This window comes from Streptomyces sp. NPDC047022 (assembly GCF_040644155.1).
Lineage (GTDB): Bacteria > Actinomycetota > Actinomycetes > Streptomycetales > Streptomycetaceae > Streptomyces.
This window is the reverse complement of the sequence record NZ_JBEYVV010000001.1, coordinates 674,374-690,729: the sequence shown is the minus strand read 5'-3', so window position 1 is coordinate 690,729 and position 16,356 is coordinate 674,374. Positions and strand designations below refer to the sequence as shown.

Annotated in this window: 12 protein-coding genes; 3 read left to right on the top strand and 9 right to left on the bottom strand. The window is 71.3% G+C overall.

Features of this window, described 5'->3' with window-relative positions; all coding sequences use genetic code 11:
• Window positions 1-13 precede the first annotated feature (13 nt).
• Together ABZ845_RS03100 and ABZ845_RS03095 are read left to right on the top strand one after the other, a co-directional pair.
• The gene (locus tag ABZ845_RS03100; protein ID WP_360972279.1) at window positions 14-841 is read left to right on the top strand and encodes an alpha/beta hydrolase; all 828 of its coding nucleotides are present in this window, start codon (window positions 14-16) and stop codon (window positions 839-841) included.
• A gap of 204 nt (window positions 842-1,045) precedes the next feature.
• On the top strand, window positions 1,046-1,942 hold the full coding sequence (locus tag ABZ845_RS03095; protein ID WP_360972278.1) for an alpha/beta hydrolase: 897 nt from the start codon (window positions 1,046-1,048) through the stop codon (window positions 1,940-1,942).
• A 28-nt stretch (window positions 1,943-1,970) separates the two neighbouring features.
• Here ABZ845_RS03095 and fxsT read toward each other — a convergent pair whose 3' ends face one another.
• The 5 genes from fxsT to ABZ845_RS03070 all read right to left on the bottom strand — a co-directional run bounded on the left by fxsT (window position 1,971) and on the right by ABZ845_RS03070 (window position 10,440).
• A complete protein-coding gene (gene fxsT / locus ABZ845_RS03090) occupies window positions 1,971-5,897 on the bottom strand; it encodes an FxSxx-COOH system tetratricopeptide repeat protein (RefSeq protein ID WP_360972276.1) in 3,927 nt (1,308 codons plus the stop codon).
• Window positions 5,881-7,188 carry a TIR-like protein FxsC gene (locus ABZ845_RS03085; RefSeq protein ID WP_360972274.1) on the bottom strand — a complete coding sequence of 436 codons (1,308 nt, stop codon included), beginning with the start codon at window positions 7,186-7,188 and terminating at the stop codon, window positions 5,881-5,883. The genes fxsT and ABZ845_RS03085 overlap by 17 nt, the downstream gene beginning before the upstream one ends.
• 159 nt (window positions 7,189-7,347) lie before the next feature.
• Window positions 7,348-8,100 (bottom strand): AAC(3) family N-acetyltransferase, encoded by a 753-nt coding sequence (locus tag ABZ845_RS03080; RefSeq protein WP_360972272.1) that lies wholly within the window; start codon window positions 8,098-8,100, stop codon window positions 7,348-7,350.
• Window positions 8,093-10,105, bottom strand: a complete 2,013-nt coding sequence (locus ABZ845_RS03075; RefSeq protein WP_360972270.1) for an FxsB family cyclophane-forming radical SAM/SPASM peptide maturase — start codon at window positions 10,103-10,105, stop codon at window positions 8,093-8,095. Before ABZ845_RS03075 ends, ABZ845_RS03080 begins: the two co-directional genes overlap by 8 nt.
• Window positions 10,106-10,287: 182 nt before the next feature.
• A complete protein-coding gene (locus tag ABZ845_RS03070; protein WP_360972268.1) occupies window positions 10,288-10,440 on the bottom strand; it encodes a hypothetical protein in 153 nt (50 codons plus the stop codon).
• Window positions 10,441-10,717: 277 nt separating this feature from the next.
• On the opposite strand from ABZ845_RS03070, the gene ABZ845_RS03065 reads away from it, so the two are divergent.
• A complete protein-coding gene (locus ABZ845_RS03065; RefSeq protein WP_360972266.1) occupies window positions 10,718-11,635 on the top strand; it encodes a DUF4231 domain-containing protein in 918 nt (305 codons plus the stop codon).
• 13 nt (window positions 11,636-11,648) lie between these two features.
• On the opposite strand, the gene ABZ845_RS03060 is transcribed toward ABZ845_RS03065, so the two are convergent.
• The 4 genes from ABZ845_RS03060 to ABZ845_RS03045 form a co-directional block, all read right to left on the bottom strand.
• A complete protein-coding gene (locus ABZ845_RS03060; RefSeq protein WP_360972264.1) occupies window positions 11,649-12,158 on the bottom strand; it encodes a hypothetical protein in 510 nt (169 codons plus the stop codon).
• Between the two features lie 56 nt (window positions 12,159-12,214).
• Complete coding sequence (locus ABZ845_RS03055; protein WP_360972262.1) at window positions 12,215-13,252, bottom strand: rod shape-determining protein; 1,038 nt, start codon at window positions 13,250-13,252, stop codon at window positions 12,215-12,217.
• Window positions 13,253-13,435: 183 nt separating this feature from the next.
• Window positions 13,436-14,758 carry a carboxyl transferase domain-containing protein gene (locus ABZ845_RS03050; protein WP_360972260.1) on the bottom strand — a complete coding sequence of 441 codons (1,323 nt, stop codon included), beginning with the start codon at window positions 14,756-14,758 and terminating at the stop codon, window positions 13,436-13,438.
• Window positions 14,751-16,253, bottom strand: a complete 1,503-nt coding sequence (locus ABZ845_RS03045) for an acyl-CoA synthetase (RefSeq protein WP_360972258.1) — start codon at window positions 16,251-16,253, stop codon at window positions 14,751-14,753. The genes ABZ845_RS03050 and ABZ845_RS03045 overlap by 8 nt, the downstream gene beginning before the upstream one ends.
• Window positions 16,254-16,356 lie beyond the last annotated feature (103 nt).

The following is a 16,356-nucleotide window of genomic DNA, read 5'->3' as shown; positions in this document are numbered from 1 at the left end:
GGAAGGACGCACGATGCCGTACTTCGAGGGATCCGGCGGGACCAGCCTGTTCTACACCGACTGGGGGCAGGGCAAGCCGGTGGTGTTCGTGACCGGGGCCTGGCTGGCCAGCAGCTCATGGGAGTTCCAGATGCTCCCGCTGTCCGAGCAGGGCCTGCGCTGCATCGCGTTCGACAAGCGGGGCCACGGCCGCTCGGACTGGGTCGGCCATGGCTTCGACTACGACACCCTGGCCGATGATCTCGCCGCGCTGCTCGACCACCTCGATCTGCGGGAGGTGACCCTGGTCGCGCACTCGATGGGCGGCGGCGAAGTGATCCGCTACCTCTCCCGGCACGGCAGCGACCGGGTGAGCCGGGTGGTGCTGATGGCGGTCACCGCGCCGTTGATGATCTGGGCGCCGGACAACCCGGAGGGGATCGAACAGGGTCTCTTCGACGCCCTCATGGCGGAGCGGACCGCGGACAGGCCGCTGTGGATGGCCCAGAACGCGCAGGCGTTCTTCGCCACGCATCTGGGCAACAAGATCTCCTCCGAACTCATCCAGTGGACAGTGAACAAGTGCCTCGACTGCTCGGCGAAGGCGGCCGTCGAGGTGATCAGGACAGGGTTCTGTACCGACCTGCGTGAGGAAGCCGCCGCGCTCCCGGTGCCCGCCCTGATCCTGCACGGCGACGCCGACGCGTCCGCTCTGATCGGCCTCAGCGGGAGGCGGCTGGCGAAACTGGTGCCGGACAACGTGTACAAGGAGTACCCCGCGGCCGGCCACGGCTTCTTCATCACCCACGCCGACCAGATCAACCGGGACCTGCTCGACTTCATCAAGGGCGCCCCGGCCTGACACACCGCACCGCACCACGGTCCCGGCGCCCCGGACGAAGGGGTGGCCGGGCCGTGCACGGCACAGGCCCCGGCCTGCCCCGCGCCGCCCCGAGATGGCCGATCCGAGACCTCGTTGACCTGCTGATTCGTTTCATGGAACGGGACTTGGGGCAATCTCGGAACAGCGTCGTCCCGGTCCGCGGACCGAGGGAGGGGGAGCGCTGTGCGGGAGCAGGTGCGCACGGTCGACCATGTACGGACAGCCGACGGCAGGCTGTTACGGGTCGAGTGCACGGGGGACCCGCGAGGCCGCCCGGTGTTCCTCCTGCACGGCATGCCCGGCAGCCGCGTCGGTCCCCGGCCCCGCTCGATGTTCCTCTACCAGCGCGGCGCCTGGCTCATCAGCTACGACCGTCCCGGATACGGCGGCTCCGACCGGAGTCCGGGACGGCAGGTCGTGGATGTCGTCAAGGACGTGACCGATGTCGCCGACGCCCTCGGCATCGGCCGTTTCGCGGTGGCGGGCCGCTCCGGCGGCGCACCGCACGCCCTGGCCTGCGCCGCCCTGCTGCCGGCCCGGGTGACGCGTGCCGCCGCGATGGTGGGCCTCGCTCCCCGGGACGCGGAGGGACTCGACTGGTTCGAGGGGATGGCGCCGTCGAACGTCAGCGAGTTCCGCAGCGCCGGCCGGGACCCCGAGGGCTTCGCGGCCCGTCTCATCCCGCGTTCGGACGCGATCCGCAGCGACCCCGTCCGCCTCCTCGACGAACTGCGCAGCGAACTGCCCGACGCGGACCGGCTGATCGTCTCGGACACCGGCATCCGCACGATGTTATTGCTCAACTACCGCGAGGCCCTGCGGATTTCAGCCTACGGATGGATCGACGACGTCCTCGCCCTGTGCCGGCCCTGGGGCTTCGATCCCGCCGACATCCGGGTGCCGGTCCTGCTGTGGCACGGCGAACAGGACGTCTTCACACCGGCCTCCCACTCCTCGTGGCTGGCGGCCCGCATCCCCAGCGCCACCGCCGTCCTGGACCCGGAGGCCGCCCACTTCGCCGCGTACAGCGCGCTGCCGACGGTGCTCGGCTGGCTGCTGACGGACCCCGGAGCGCCGTAGCGCAGCAGCGCTCCAGTGCCGTTCGGCCTCACACCGCCAGGGGCTCGAGGTCCCGGTACACCCGGCGGTCCTGGCTCGCCAGCCGAGTGATCCCGTTGTCGTCGCCCAGCAGCAGGCGCAGCTCCGTCAGGGCTTCGTCGTGCATGGCCCGCGCTTCCTCCTCGAGGCCCAGGGCGCCCATCGTCAGCGCCAGGTTGGTGACCACGGCCAGTGTCTCCGGGTGGTGCGCACCCAGTACGGTGCGCAGCGCGGTGGCGGCCTCGTCCTCCAGCTCCCGCGCCTCCTCCAGACGGCCCATGTCGGCCAGCACGTTGGCGTAGTTGATGCCCGTGAACAGCGTGTGCGGATGCTGCTCGCCCAGCACCTCCGTCATCCGCGGCAGCACCTGGAGGAACACGGCCTCGGCCTCCTCGGTGTCGCCGCAGCCCCAGTGGAAGATCCCGAGGTTGTTCAGCGCCGCCTGGGTGTAGGGGTGGGCCTCGCCCGGCACCTTCATGTACTCCGCCAGCGCCTCGAGGGCCACCTCGCGCGCCGCCTCCCGGTCGTCGGAGGCGTACAGGTCGGCCGCCATGTTGAGGTCGCAGGCCAGCCAGTCCGGGTTCGGGGCCTCGTACTGGGCGCGGTACTGCGTCCGCGTCGCCGTCGTGAGCCGCCGGGCGTCCTCGAACTGGCCCGCCCGGCGCAGGGACACCGCGAGCGACTTGGCGCAGGCCAGCGTGCCGGGGAAGCTCTTGCCCAGGATCCGCTTGTGCGCCTCGTAGGTCCGTGACAGCAGGGACACCGACTCGTCGTAGCGGCCCACCTCGCGCAGGTCGCGGCCGAGGGACGCGGCCGAGGACAGCGTGTAGATGTGGTCCGGGCCCAGCACCTCCATACGGCGGTCCAGGACGTCCTGATCGAGGGCGCGGGCCTCGCCGTAGCGGCCGACCATGCGCAGGGCGAGGGCGAGGTTGTTGGCGGCGTTGAGCGTGCGCGGATGGGACTCGTGGAAGATCTGGCTGAAGCCCTCGTGCGCCTCGCGGGCCAGTTCCACGGCGTTGCGGTAGTCGCCGAGCGCGGCCAGGTCGCTGGAGAGGCTGGAGGTGGTGACGTACGTGTGCGGGTGGTCGTCGCCGAGCACGGTCCGCTGCCGTTCGAGGAGTTCCTCGTCGATCGCCCGCGCCTCGACGTAACGCCCCTGCGAGCGCTGGATGTTGGCGAGCTGACAGCGCAGATACAGATACTGCACGTCGTCCTCGCCCAGCAGATCCTTCCAGTCGGCGAGGAGTTCCTCGGCGAGCTGCATGGCGCGCGCGAAGTCGCCGCGCTTCCAGCGGTAGCGCACGCGGTCGATCATCAGCCGCCGGGTCTCGGGCTCCGTACTGCCCCGGGCGTCCGAGGCGTCCAGGTGGGGCCAGATGAGGTCGAACCGGGGCCAGGTCGCCGGGTCGTCGATCGGCTCGTCCTCGTCGGGGCGGGCACCGGCGAGCACGGTGTGCACGACCCGGCGGGTCTCCTCCTGCTGCTCCTCGGAGAGCTGGGAGCGGATGACGGCCTGCACCAGACGGTGCACCTGGATGCTGGTGCCCATCGAGTCGATCTTGGCGAGGGCGAACCGGCCGATCTCCCGGATGACCCGCCCGAGGACGAGCTTCTCCTGCAACGCGGGGTCGTACGGCTTGAGCGCGTCGATCATCTCCTTGCTGTACAGCAGCTGGGCCGCGATCGGCTCGGCGGCCATGAAAGCGCACAGTTCGAGCAGGCGCACCGAGGCGGGTGAACGCTCCCGCAGGCGTGCGATGGAGATGTTCCAGGTAGCGGCGACGGGCTGCGGGTAGTCGGCGGGCTGGTTGAGGGCGAGGACGTCGGTGGTCTGACGGTCGAGCTGCTCCAGGTAGTCGTCGATGGGCATGGCGGTCTCGGCGAGCCACGCCGCGGCCTGCGCGACGGCCAGCGGCAGGTCGCCCACGGCGGTCGCCACCCGGTCGGCGTCCTCGGGGCCGAGGCTCCTGGCGCGGCGCATCAGGTGCTCGACGCTCTCCTCGCGCAGGAAGACGTCGATGGGCAGCGAGGGTCCCTGCTGGGCCCAGGTCTGGTTGCGGGAGGTGATGAGGATGTGGCCGCCGCCTCCCCGGGGGAAGTACGGCTTGAGGTCCTCGGGGTCGTCGGCGTTGTCGAAGACGAGGATCCAGCGGCCCGGTATGCCCCGCCCGAGCCGCTGGAGGGCTTCCTGGCAGGCCATGGAGATGTCGTCGCCGACGGGCGCGCCGAGCCGGGCGGCGAGTTCGGCGAGGGAGGCCACAACGTTGTCGCTGTGCTCGGCGGAGATCCACCACACCAGGTCGTAGTCGGCCATGAAGCGGTGTACGTACTCGTTGGCGAGCTGCGTCTTGCCTACGCCGCCGAGCCCGAACAGGGCCTGCGACTGGGGCAGCGGCAGGACGACGGACATGCTGCCGCCGCCGAGCTGGTCGCGCAGCCTCTCCAGGACCAGGCTGCGGCCGGTGAAGGTGACGTTGCGCTGCGGGGCGTTCCAGATCCGCGGCACGCTGCCCGGGAAGCGGGGAGCCGCCGCTCCGGCGTCCAGCGGCTGGACGGGCAGTTCGAGGGCACGCAGCACTCCGGCGATGCAGTGCGCCTCGTCCAGGCGGTGCAGATCGACCGGGTTGTACTCCAGGTGGGAGGAGTGCAGCCGGGCGTCGTCCACCCGCAGCGGTACGAACTGGACGGGTGCCCCGGCCGCCGACGCGTCCGCGAGGGCACGCCAGGTGTCCTGAGCGTGACGGGAGTTGAGGAACGGAGTGGACAGCAGGACCAGGGTCCGGGTGCCGGGTCCCGGCCGTTCCATCGCGGCGGTCGACACATCGCGCAGCACGACGCTGCATCCGGAGCGGATGAGGACCGACTCCATCCACTCGGCCCACATACGGTTCTCCGCCACATAAGCGATGACGACCTCGGCCACCTTCGCCATCGGCCGCCGCCGCACATAGGCGTCCTTGCAGCGCAGCCGCACCGACTCGGGAACGGTCGGGAGCTGGGTGATCTCACCGTCCGACACCACGCCGGTGAGCCGCTCGAACGCGGACAGCAGGGAGTTGGCAAGGCCTTTCTCGTCGCTGACGGTGGCAAGGGTCTCTTCATATGCGTAATAAGGCCTGTAAGGGATTTCCACGGCACCCCAGTACCTGGTCAGCTCCTCGCCCGCGAGCCCCTTGGGCAGCCCGTCGAACTTGAGCCGGGCCAGCGCGCGGCCCGCGTCGACCTTCTCCTTCTCGCCCTCGTCGATCCGCATGGGAACGGGCAGGACTCTGATCTCGTGCGGGTGGTAGCCCTCCTCGACACTGCGCGCCACGGCGGCGGCGCCCTCCATCGACTGGTCGCTGAGAGTGAAGCAGTCGACCAGGACGTCGGGCATCTGCATGGTGCAGATGTCCGCGTTGTCGGACAGTCCGGTGCGGCTGTCGATGAGGACGTAGTCGTAGTTCGCCTTCATGTCGTCGCGCAGCGCGTCAAGGAACTGCCCGCCGCCCAGGCGCTCGTAGAAGTTGTCCCACTCGAAGGAGGACACGGTCGCCGAGTACGCGCGGTCCTGGCGTCCGGCCGACAGGAAGTCGAGAGTGCCGCCGTCGGGAAAGATCCAGCCGAGCCGTTCGGGGTGCAGGGACACGGCGTGCCGCTGGACGCGCGCGTAGGCCCGGTGCCAGTCTCCGCTGCGCGGCGCACCGGTCGTGGCGGCCCAGTGGAACTCGGTGATGATGTCGATGACACCGGTGGTGGAGGCCAGGACGTCCGCGTCCAGGAACGGGTGGAAGAAGCGGTGCAGTCCGGGTGCCTCCAGGTCCCAGTCCACGGCGAGCACACGCTTGCCGTTGGCGGCGAGGATCCACGCCGTGTTGGCCAGGGCCATGGTGCGACCGGTCCCGCCCTTGTACGAGTAGAAGGTGATGATGCGTCCGTCAGGAGCCGCCGTCATGCTTCTCCTCCATCGTGGTGTCCCGCGCGGGCGGGAGTGTCGAGGGCGTAGGACCCGTCAGACGGGGCCTCGGGACATGCGGTCCGGCCACCGGGTGAGGTGTCGCGTGCTTGAAGAACTGCTTGGTGGCGTGCGCCACGACCTTGGGCAGCACATCCGTGAAGGCCGTGAGCGTGGGTACGCCGTTGACGGCGATACGGCAGTCCGTACGGCGGCCCCGGTCCAGGATCAGCGGAAGCGTCCTCTCCAGCTTCGCGGTGAGCTGCTTGCCCTCCTCGCTCTGGCACTGCCGGTCGCTGCGGTCCCAGGGGACGATGGCGTTGATCCAGGGACGGGTGTTGGTGTCGAACACCGAGAGCCTGCGGCACCGTTCGTCGTCTCTGAGCGCCCACGGGTCGATCAGGAGGATGCCGGGCCGCCCCGGCGGCTTGTCGTCCTCGGCAGGGCCGAGCGGTTCGGGCCCCGTGTCCTCGTCGTCGAAGGAGGCGACGGTGACCCGGTAGTCCAGGGAGCGGATCAGTTCCTCGGCGAGCGAGGGCAGGGAGCGCGCGGCCTCCTGCGGATAGGGGTTCCAGTCGTGGGCGTGCTCGCCGTAGGGACGGGGGTCGCGGTGCTCCGGAATGGAGTGGCGGGTGGGCGCGGCGATGGTGAGGTGGATGCTGCGTGTGCTCTGGCCGCGCGGCTTGAACGCGCTGGGTGTGTTCTCGTAGCGGCGCGGCTGGCTGGGGGGCAGGGGGGAGTCGTGGGCGACCTGGACGATGCGCCGGGCCAGCTGCATCACGGTCTCCTCGTACTCGTCGCGCAGCCGGTTCAGCTTGATGAGGCTGAAGATCCCCTCGTCCGCGTAACGAGCCCCGAACGCGGCGTGGTCCACGTGGATGTGCCGTACGGATTCGGGGAGCTGTTCGTAGTCCACATGTGCCCACAGCGCCGGGACGATGGCGGGGAGGCTGCCCGCGCCGGCGGCCCGGGCGCGCAGGATCCGCTCGTTGAAGGCGTACCACTCGCGCCCGCACATCTCGCTCGTGAAGTAGCGCGGGGAGAACAGCGGCACGAACACCCGGCAGATCGACAGGTGTTCGGCGAGCGTTTCGGGCCAGCCGTCGCCGGAGTGCATCTCACGGTCCATGAAGCCCGCGGAGGCGCCGGCGGGCAGGTCGGTGAGGTGCATGATGTTGTCGCACAGGTCCTTGTACAGCACATGCACCCAGTGGTCGGGGTCGCCGCGGGTCGAACCCCAGGTAGGTGTGTGCGCGTAACTCAGGAAGAAGTAGGGCCTGGTGTCGGACAACCATCCCTGTCCTGGGTAATCCACACGACCCCCCGCCCGACGACCGGTACGCGCACCCGCGGCACGTCACCCGTCCGGTGAGGGGTGCACGCACCCCCCGCCGGGAGTAATCAAATGTGCCCGACGAGGTGCCGTAACACCGGGCATTTTTCGGGCCATTCATCGTCTGATTTCAGTCATTGTGCGTCGCGCGTGGTCGACCGCGGCCCTCAAACCGAACAGTGTGGCAGGCCGCCCGGCAACGTCGGCGGCGGTGAGCAGCCCGGGCGGGAACGACGCCCCGATCTCGGTGAAATCGCTGTCGTCCAGGGCGAGATCCTCATAGGTGATCCAGTTCCCGATGGCCCCCATGACGCAGTGGTACGGACGTCGCGGTGGGGGCGGGACGCTCCGGTACTCGGCCAGATGGAAGGCCGTACAGACCCCGAACCCCACGCGCAGCAGCAGGACTTGGGCGTCAGCCTCGTACAGCCTGGCCAGGGGCGAGTGCTCGCCGAGGTGGCAGTGGGGGTGGTGGCCGTCCATCAGCTCGGCGGCGCGCGGGCCGAGCGCCGCGAAGGAGGTCTGGGGGTGTGCGCTGCGCACGGCGCCGGGCGTGATCCTTACGCACTCGGCGAGCATGCCCATCGACGGGCAGGGGGTGGTGTCCGGTTCGAAGGGCGGCATCTTCGCGCGGAATTCGGCCACTTCACGGTCCGGCATACGCGCGACACGCTCCAGATGCGCGGTCGAGGTGGTCGAGTTCTCGGGCGTGAAGGCGGGCACCACGAGCGTGCCGTGCGGGCCGAGCACGTCAAGGAGCTTGTCCCGCACGACGGTTGCCCGCAGACGGGTGCCGCTGAGCGAGGAGTGGACCACGAGGACGCCGCCTCGGCGGATCCCCAACCCGGCGAGCGCATGTAAGTCAGTCATGGGTGCCCGCGCCTTCCGGCGGGACCGGGGTGGCCGGCTGTCCCACCCGCCGCCCCAGGCGGGGCAGTTCGCGAGTGAACTCCTCCGGCGCGAAGTCGACGGCCAGGCCCAGCGCCCCGTACCCGTGGCTGCCCAGGTGCAGCCCCGAGCCAGGCGGCAGGGGGGTGACGGTGGTGACGTCCAGTGCGTCGGGCCCGTCTCGCCAGTCGGGCGTCCGGGTCTCCAGCAGGGAGTACGCGGCCAGCAGGCGCTCACGGAAGGCGTCCAGCGCGTCGGCGGTCAGCGGGGCGGAGACGGGTACGGGGTAGGAGTCGCGGCGCAGCGGATCGGCGTCGTCCACGAGCACGGTCGTGCCGTCGGTGAGGACGGCGCTCGCCAGCGGGCGCCAGGATCCCGCCGCCGTGTCCGGCCCGCTGCGGATCTGGAACCCGTCCTCGGCGACCGTGACCTCGACGGGCCCCGGGCCGGGCAGCGTCACGGTGCCCAGGGTGGGGAGGTGGAGGTCCGGGTGCGGCTGGTCCCAGGAGAGCGTCGCGGTTGCCCCCGCGCGTACGGCGCAGGCGGCCACGATCGCCATGAACAGCGCGCTCCCGCCGGGGAGCAGCCCCAGACTGCTGAGCACGGGCAGCAGATACGGGTGGCCGAGGACCGCGTTGACGTGCCGGCGGCTCCGGTCGTCGGCGTCCAACTCCTCCAGCAGGCGCCATGCGTCCTTGCCGCCGGGCTGTGCGACGAGCCGGTGGAACTGAGTGGTGATCAGACGACGGGCCAACTCGACGTGTGAGAAGTACAGTTCGTCGCGTGAGCGGGGTGCGGGCGCCTGTTCGTGCGGTGTGGGTGTGCGCTCCTGGGGGCTGGATACGCCCTCCTGGGGGGAGTGGGTGCGCCCTCTGGCCCGTTCCCGTTCCGCCACGCCCTCGATGAACGTGCGCAGGTCCTCGCAGAAGACGCTCGGGTTGTCGAAGCCGCGTGTGCCGCTGTAGCGGTGCGCGTAGAGCCCGCCCCCGCAGGACTCGACGACCGGGCAGGCGCGGCAGGTCTCGCTGACCCCGTCGATGCCGAGCTGCCGGGCCCGCACCCCGGGGTGTTCGGCGAGCTCCGCGAAGCTGTGCCGGAGGACGTCGTAGCCGGTCTCGGCGGCACCGTCGAACGCGGTCTTGAGCGAGTCCGCCTGCTCGAACGTGCCGTCGGTCTCCACCACCGCGAGATCGGACGGCGCGAGCCCGAGCGCCTCGGTCAGGCTGGGGCCGCCGTTCAGCGTGCTGTGCACCGACTCGAAGATCCGCACCGGCACGCTCCGCCCCTGCTGCGCCCAGCGGTCGTACACCGCCAGCAGCCAGTCGGCGTAGGGCACCCGGGACCCCTCCGGCCTGGGCGGCGGGCTGTCCCAGGTGGAGTGGGGCAGCAGATAGTCGATGCGCGGGGGCTCAAGGGCGGTCAGCGCGTCGTGGACGGCGACCGGGTCGTTCGCCACGTCCACGGTGCACAGCAGTCCCGCGAAGAGATGGCGGTTGCGCGGTGCCCGCAGTCGTTCCACCGCCCGCAGTACCCGGTCGTAGCTGCTGCGGCCCCTGCGGTCCAGGCGATGGCGGTCGTTCGCCGCGCGGTCACCGTCCAGGCTGATTCCGACCTTGACGCCGAAGTCCCGGAACACATCGAGATGGCGCGGGCTCAACTGCACGCCGTTGGTGTGGATGCGCAGATCGAGGGTCGTCACCGGGGCGAGGGCGGTCGTGAGCGCCTCGCAGATGGCGCGCAGGCGCAGGGGTCCGGCGAGGAGGGGCTCGCCGCCGTGGAGGATCACCGAGACGGAGGGGAGCTCACGCTCCTTGGCGTATGTCGCCAGCCGGTAGGCGACCTGGTCCACGGTGTCCTGCGAGATGATCTTCGGCCGTCGGCTCCAGCTCTGGTCGGCGTGCTCGTAGACATAGCAGTGATCGCATGCCAGATCGCACCGGGAGTGCACCTTGAGGACCAGTTGCTGTAGCGCGGGCGCAGTCGTCACTGCCCCCACTTTAGTCGGTATGAAGGGCTGGGCCGAGGCAACTCGCCAGTATACAAGGTTTGTTGATCACTCGTTCGGTGGCGCGGATGTGCGCCGGCGCACCGGGGGGAGTGGGCCCAGCTCTTCAGTTGTGTACTCGGTCCGAGTACGCGGTGCGCGCTCTGCGTACGTGGTGTGCGTACTCAGATCGAGGAGTTGAAGGTGGCGTTGACGGGGGCCTGAGGGCGCGCCGACTGGGCCGGGGCGTGGTGACGGGCTGCGGGGGAGAGCGGCGCGTGCTGCTTCGGCTCCCGGTGGGAGGGGGCCATACCGCTCGTCTTAACCTGAAGGATCATGACGGCCTCGTTCTGGTCTGTCGTCGAACTCGCGGAGGTGAATGGGCGGCCTCTGTCACAGAGGTCGCTGCCACACAGTGGGTGCTGCGGGTTGGTTCGACGTGTGGCGCTTGAGACAGCCCGACCCGAGCAGGGGTGATTGCGAAACCTATGCCGGGTCTGATAGCGAAACATACACCAGGCGACGCGAACCGGCCGCTCGTAAGTCCCTTCAGGCCCTGGAACTACTCCGGCCGGACCCGCAAGATGGAGGCCCTCGACCACGCGAGGTGCCAACGTGACCGTAACGGGACCGAGCACGACCATAGGTGATGCGGAATTACCGCCCCTGTATGTCTACAACGACCGCCGTGCGCTGGCCCGGCAGAGTGAATCGATCCGCGCCGTCCGCACCCAGCTGACCTTTCTGATGCTCGCCACCGCCGCGGCGGCGCTGGCCGAACACATGCGCAGTCACCTCGCGTCGGCGGGCGCCGCCGTCCTGTACGCCCTGACGACCGCCATCGGGCTCCACACCTCCCGCCGCCGCGCCCGCGCCCACTGGCAGGCGCACCGGGCCGCCGCGGAGACCCTCAAGTCGCTCGCGTGGCAGTACATGGTGCACGGCGGGCCCTTCCACTCCCGGGTCCGCAACCCCGACGGCATGTTCGCGGACCGCCTCGAGGAGCGGCTGCGGGAGCTGAGGAAGGTGGGCTGGGAGGACTCCCGGGAATCCCGGGACGGCGCGGGCACGGGCGTCGTCGGGCAGATCACGCCCGGGATGCGCGCGGTGCGGGCCAAGTCGTTCGCCGCGCGGCGGGACATCTATCTGCGGGACCGGGTGCTCGAACAGCTGGTCTGGTACGGCAACCGTGCCTCCCAGGCCCATCGCTCCTCGGTCCGCTGGTCCTCCGTCACGGCCTCGCTGACGTCCCTCGCGCTGCTCGCGGCGGCGCTCAGGGCCGCGGGAGTGATCGGCAACTGGGACGTCGCGGGACTGCTGAGCGCGGGCGCCGCGGCGGCCGTCGCCTGGCAGGAGGTGCGCAGGCACCGTCCGCTGACGTACGCGCACTCGCTCATCGAGCAGGACCTGGACACCCTGCGGGTGGCCATGGGCACCACGGTCACCGAGGAGGGGTGGGCGGAGGCGGTGGCGGAGGCGGAGCGGCTGGTGAGCCCGCAGCACACGGACTGGCTGGTGCGCTTCGGGTCCTGAGTGGCGGGGCGCTTCACTCCCGGGTCGCCCCGGGGCTCCACAGCACCGTGACCGGCACTCCCGTGCGGCGCGCGTACGCGACCACGTCGGCGGTGCCGCCCAGTCCGCGTGCCGGGCGCCCGTCCCATACGGCGAGCAGGCGGTCCGCGTGGTCGACGATCCAGCGGCCCGCCGCGTAGTACGCCTCCTCGTGCGTGGGCTCCCTCGGCAGGTCGACGCGCGCGGCGCAGGACGTGAGCAGCCGGCGGTACGACGCCCGTATGTCCTCGTCGCCGAGATGGGCCTCGTAGTCCATGCCGGGGATCACCGCGGTCACCGGGACGCCGCGGTCCAGGGCGAGCCCGGCGAAGAGCTGGTCGGCGCCGGCCGCCAGGCAGCTGAGCGCCCCGGCCGTCGTGGCCGCGCACAGCTCGGCGGTCATGCCGTGGCGGACTGCGGGCAGGACGTCCGGGGGAAGGTGACGGTGTCCGGTGACGCCGATGACGCCGGTCACGCCGATGACGTCGTTCTGAGACACGACCATCACGCCCCCCGTATGTGGCCGACGCCTTCACTGTCCCTTCACCGTAATGGATTCCGTCAGGCGGCCAAGGGGTTGAGAACCAGCGGCTGGATCCTCCCCTCCAGCATCTCCCCCAGCCCCTGCACGGCGCAGATGTCGGGCCGCTCGGCGATGTGCACCGGCATACCGGTCGCCTGGCGGAGCATCTGGTCCAGGCCCGGCAGCAGCGCGCTTCCGCCCACCATCATGACGCCGCGGTCGGCGAGGTCGGCCACCAGATCCGGCGGGCAGTCCCGCAGTACTCTGCCGATACCGTCGAGCACGGCGGTGAGCGGGGTCTGGATGGCGTCCCGTACGGCGGCCGTGTCGACCCGCACGGAGCGCGCGAGCCCGGTCGCCACGTCCCTGCCCAGGATTTCGGTGGAGGCGGGGCCGTGCGAGGTGAGCCCGTTGCCGGAGAGGGCGATCTGCAGAGGCCGTACGGACTGGCTCGGCAGCATCAACGCGTGCGCGTGGCGCAGATGCTGCACGATCGCGTGGTCGACCGCCTCGCCACCCACGGGGACCCGTTCGGCGGTTACGATGTTGCCCAGCGACAGTACGGCGATCTGGGTGGCGGCTGCCCCGCACACCATGATCATCGAGGCCTCGGGCTGCTCGACCGGCAGACCGCACCCCACGGCGGCGGCCACGAGCGTGTCGACCAGCTCCACCCGCCGCGCCCCGAGCCCGACCAGGGTCTCGATGGCCGCGCGCTGGGCCAGCGGATCGGCGTCGTGCGGTGTGCAGGCGGCGGCCCGCAGCCGGGGCTTGCGGCGCAGCCGGCGGCGCAGCTTCTCCCCGAGGAGCTGGCGCAGCATGCGCTGGGCCATCTCGATGTCCACGACGGTGCCTCCGGACACGGGCCGGGTCACACGGATGTACGAGGGCGTGCGTCCCGTCATCTTCTCGGCGAGCTCCCCGACCGCTATCAGCGCACCGGTCCTGGTGTTCACGGCGGCTGCGCTGGGCTGGTCGACGACGAGCCCGGCGCCCTTGACGTAGACACGGGTCCGGGCCGCTCCCAGATCAACGGCGAAGTGGCAGCGGCGCAGCTGGTCCAGTCTGACGGTCATGGCGGTACCTTCCGAGGACAGACCGCAGGGGGACCGCCGGTCGGCGGGCCCTTCCTCCCCCATCGTGTGCCGAGAAGAAGGGCCGCGCCTGTCGAGGTGGGCCGGGAGGGGTGGGCCGTTCGGGTGACGGTTTGTGCGTCGCACCGCCGCCGCGGCATCGCCGTACGGCTCCTCGCGCGACCGTCATACGACTCCTTGTACGGCTCCCAGCTCCACCAGGTCCTGGGGCCGTACGCGCAGCTGGTCCGCCGTTGCCCGGATCTGCCCGGGCGGGCGCTTGAGGATCGCGGCGGCCAGCTCGGGGGCTATGACCGAGAAGTAACTGTCCGGGGTGGCCCAGGTGTTGCCTGGAGCGGCCAGGGCGAGTGCCCCGCCGGAGCCGCCCTCGCCGATCACCAGGGTGGTCAGGGGCGTACGGGCGGTGGCGACCGCGGCGAACAGGTCCGCGATCGCGGCGCCCGCGCCCTGCCGTTCCGCCTCGGCGTCATTGGCCGCACCCGGGGTGTCCACCAGCGTCAGCACGGGGATGGAAAGGGCGTCGGCCAGCCGGACAAGACGCGCGGCCGTGCGGTACCCCGCGGGGCGGGTCGGGGTGCCGGTCTGGGCCGCGTAGGCGACCGTACGGCCGTCATGGCTGCCGAAACCGCACAGCATGCCCTCGTCGGTGCCCCCGCAGCGGTCGCCGCTGAGGGTGGTGCGGCGGGTGAAGTACGCGTCCAGGTAGGCCCCCGCGCGGGGGCGCTCCGGGGCGCGGGCGCCGAGTACGGCGTCCCAGCCGGTGGCCGGGAGGTCGGCGGTGCCCAACGCCGCGGGTACGGGGGCCGGTTCGGCCGACGGCGCGGTCAGCAGTGCGAGCCACAGGCCGAGTTGCTCGCGCAGGTCCCCGGCGGGAACCACCACGTCGATGGTTCCCGCGGCCAGCTGGGCCTCCGCGGTGTACGCCTCCGGATCCGCGTCGGCCGGCCGTACCCGGGAGCCCGCGAACCCGACCTGGACACCCGGCAGCGCCAGCACCACATCCGCTCCGGCGCCCAGCGTGGCCCAGCCGCCGCCGGTCGTCGGGTCGCGCAGGACCGCGATCTGCGGCAGCCCGGCCGCGCGGGTGAGCGCCGACTGCCGGGCCACACGCTGGAGTTGGGTGAGCGCGAGCATGCCCTCCTGCATCCGGCTGCCTCCGGTAGCCACCAGCGACACGACCGGCAGCCGGTTCGCGCGGGCGTACCTGTGCGCCGTCTCGATCCGGTCCCCGGTGCGCTCGCCGAGCGAGCCGCCGAGGAAACCGAACTCGAAAGCGATCAGCACCGCCGGGGTGCCGCCGACGCTCGCGCGACCGCAGACGACGGACTCGTCCTCGCCGGTACGCGCGGCGGCGCGGGCACGCGAGGCGTCGTAGCCGGACCAGCCCAGTGGGCCATCGGATGCGGACTCCCCGGCCGGATGAGGAAGTTCACGGAAGTCGTCGGTGACGAGGGCGAGTGCCTCCCGTGCCGTGGCGCGCTCAGTCATCGCCCTGAGTCCGCTCGTCGCCCGTCGCCCGTGCGTCGCCCGGAGTCCGCTGATCGCCCAGCGCCCGCTTCATGATCTTCCCCATGTCGTTGCGGGGCAGCGCGGCGAGGTGCCGTACGACGCGCGGACGCTTGTGCGGGGCGAGCCGGCGGGCCACATGGTCGGCGAGTTCGTCCGTGCCGGGCGGGGCGTCGGGGTCGGCCGGCACCACCCAGGCGACGATCCGTTCGCCCAGATCCTCGTCCGGTTCCCCGGTGACGGCGGCCTCCCGCACCCCCGGGTGTTCGAGCAGCGCGTTCTCGATCTCGCCCGCCCCGATCTTGTAGCCGCCGCTCTTGATGAGGTCGGTGGCCTTGCGTCCCACGATGCGCACGTACCCGTCGCTCTCCCGCACCGCCATGTCGCCCGTGCGGAACCAGCCGTCGTCGGTGAACGCGGCGGCGGTTGCGTCGGGCCGGTTCAGATACCCGGTGAACAGGTTCGGGCCGCGCACCTGGATCTCGCCGACCGTCTCACCGTCGTACGACGCGATCGGCGAACCGTCCTCCTCCACGAGCCGCAGCTCGACCCCGGGCAGCGGCACACCGACCGTGCCCGGGCGCGGCTCCCCGTCCGCCCGCACGCTCGTGTTCATCAGCGTCTCGGTCATCCCGTACCGCTCGATGACCCGGCGGCCGGTCGCCGCGGCGATCCGCTCGTGGTCGTGCACCGGGAGCGCGGCGGAACCGGAGACCAGCAGCCGGGCCCCGGCCAGCGCCTTGGCTAGTTCCGGGTCGGAGGGCAGGGCCTCGGCGATGCGGTGGTACATCGTGGGGACGCCGAACAGCATGGTGGCCCCCGTGCCCAGCTCCCGCGACACACCGTCCGTGCTGAAGCGCCCCAGGTGCCGTACGGATCCGCCGCGCCGCAGCGGGCCCAGGGTGCCCAGCACCAGTCCGTGCACATGGAACAGCGGCAGCCCGTGCACGAGGACGTCCTCCCCGGTCCACTGCCAGGCGTCCGCGAGCGCGTCGAGCGTGACGGCCAGGGCCCGGCGGGGGATGAGGGCACCCTTGGGCGGGCCGGTGGTCCCGGAGGTGTAGACGACGAGCGCGGGGCTCTCGTCGTCCACGGCGGCGGGGGCGAACACGCCCGCGGCGCGCACGTCGACGTCGAGGCGCTCCAGCGCGCTCACCGCTGCCGGAAGATGGTCCCCAGGGGCGGCGAGCACCACCGCCGGAGCGCTGTCACCCAGGATGTGCCCCAGTTCGCTCTCCCCGGACTTCGGATTCAGCGGGACGACGGGCACGCCGGCGGTAAGCGCGGCGACCACCCCGACGGCGGTCTCCAGGGAGGGTGTGGCCCACAAGGCGACCCTCCCCGCCCCCGCGATCCGCTCGGCGAGCGCGCCCGCCGCCGCGGCCAGCTCGGCGTAGGTCAGGGACCGCTCACCAAAGCCCAGGGCGGGCCGCCGCCCGGCCGAGGGCTCGGTCAGGGCCGGAAAGAGGGAGGACACGCGGCTGCTCCTTGCGTCGAAGAGGACGTACGACGTACCGACTCAAGGACCGTTCCTACCTCACGCCGCCCGAAAACCCGCCCACGAAGTGACGCGGACCTCA

What these genes read in the sequence shown, in the direction of transcription:
- ABZ845_RS03100 (WP_360972279.1), top strand. Translation starts at nt 14, where the DNA reads ATGCCGTACTTCGAGGGATCCGGCGGGACCAGCCTGTTCTACACCGAC.
- fxsT (WP_360972276.1), bottom strand. Translation starts at nt 5,897, where the DNA reads ATGACGGCGGCTCCTGACGGACGCATCATCACCTTCTACTCGTACAAG.
- ABZ845_RS03080 (WP_360972272.1), bottom strand. Translation starts at nt 8,100, where the DNA reads ATGACTGACTTACATGCGCTCGCCGGGTTGGGGATCCGCCGAGGCGGC.
- ABZ845_RS03070 (WP_360972268.1), bottom strand. Translation starts at nt 10,440, where the DNA reads ATGATCCTTCAGGTTAAGACGAGCGGTATGGCCCCCTCCCACCGGGAG.
- ABZ845_RS03060 (WP_360972264.1), bottom strand. Translation starts at nt 12,158, where the DNA reads ATGGTCGTGTCTCAGAACGACGTCATCGGCGTGACCGGCGTCATCGGC.
- ABZ845_RS03055 (WP_360972262.1), bottom strand. Translation starts at nt 13,252, where the DNA reads ATGACCGTCAGACTGGACCAGCTGCGCCGCTGCCACTTCGCCGTTGAT.
- ABZ845_RS03050 (WP_360972260.1), bottom strand. Translation starts at nt 14,758, where the DNA reads ATGACTGAGCGCGCCACGGCACGGGAGGCACTCGCCCTCGTCACCGAC.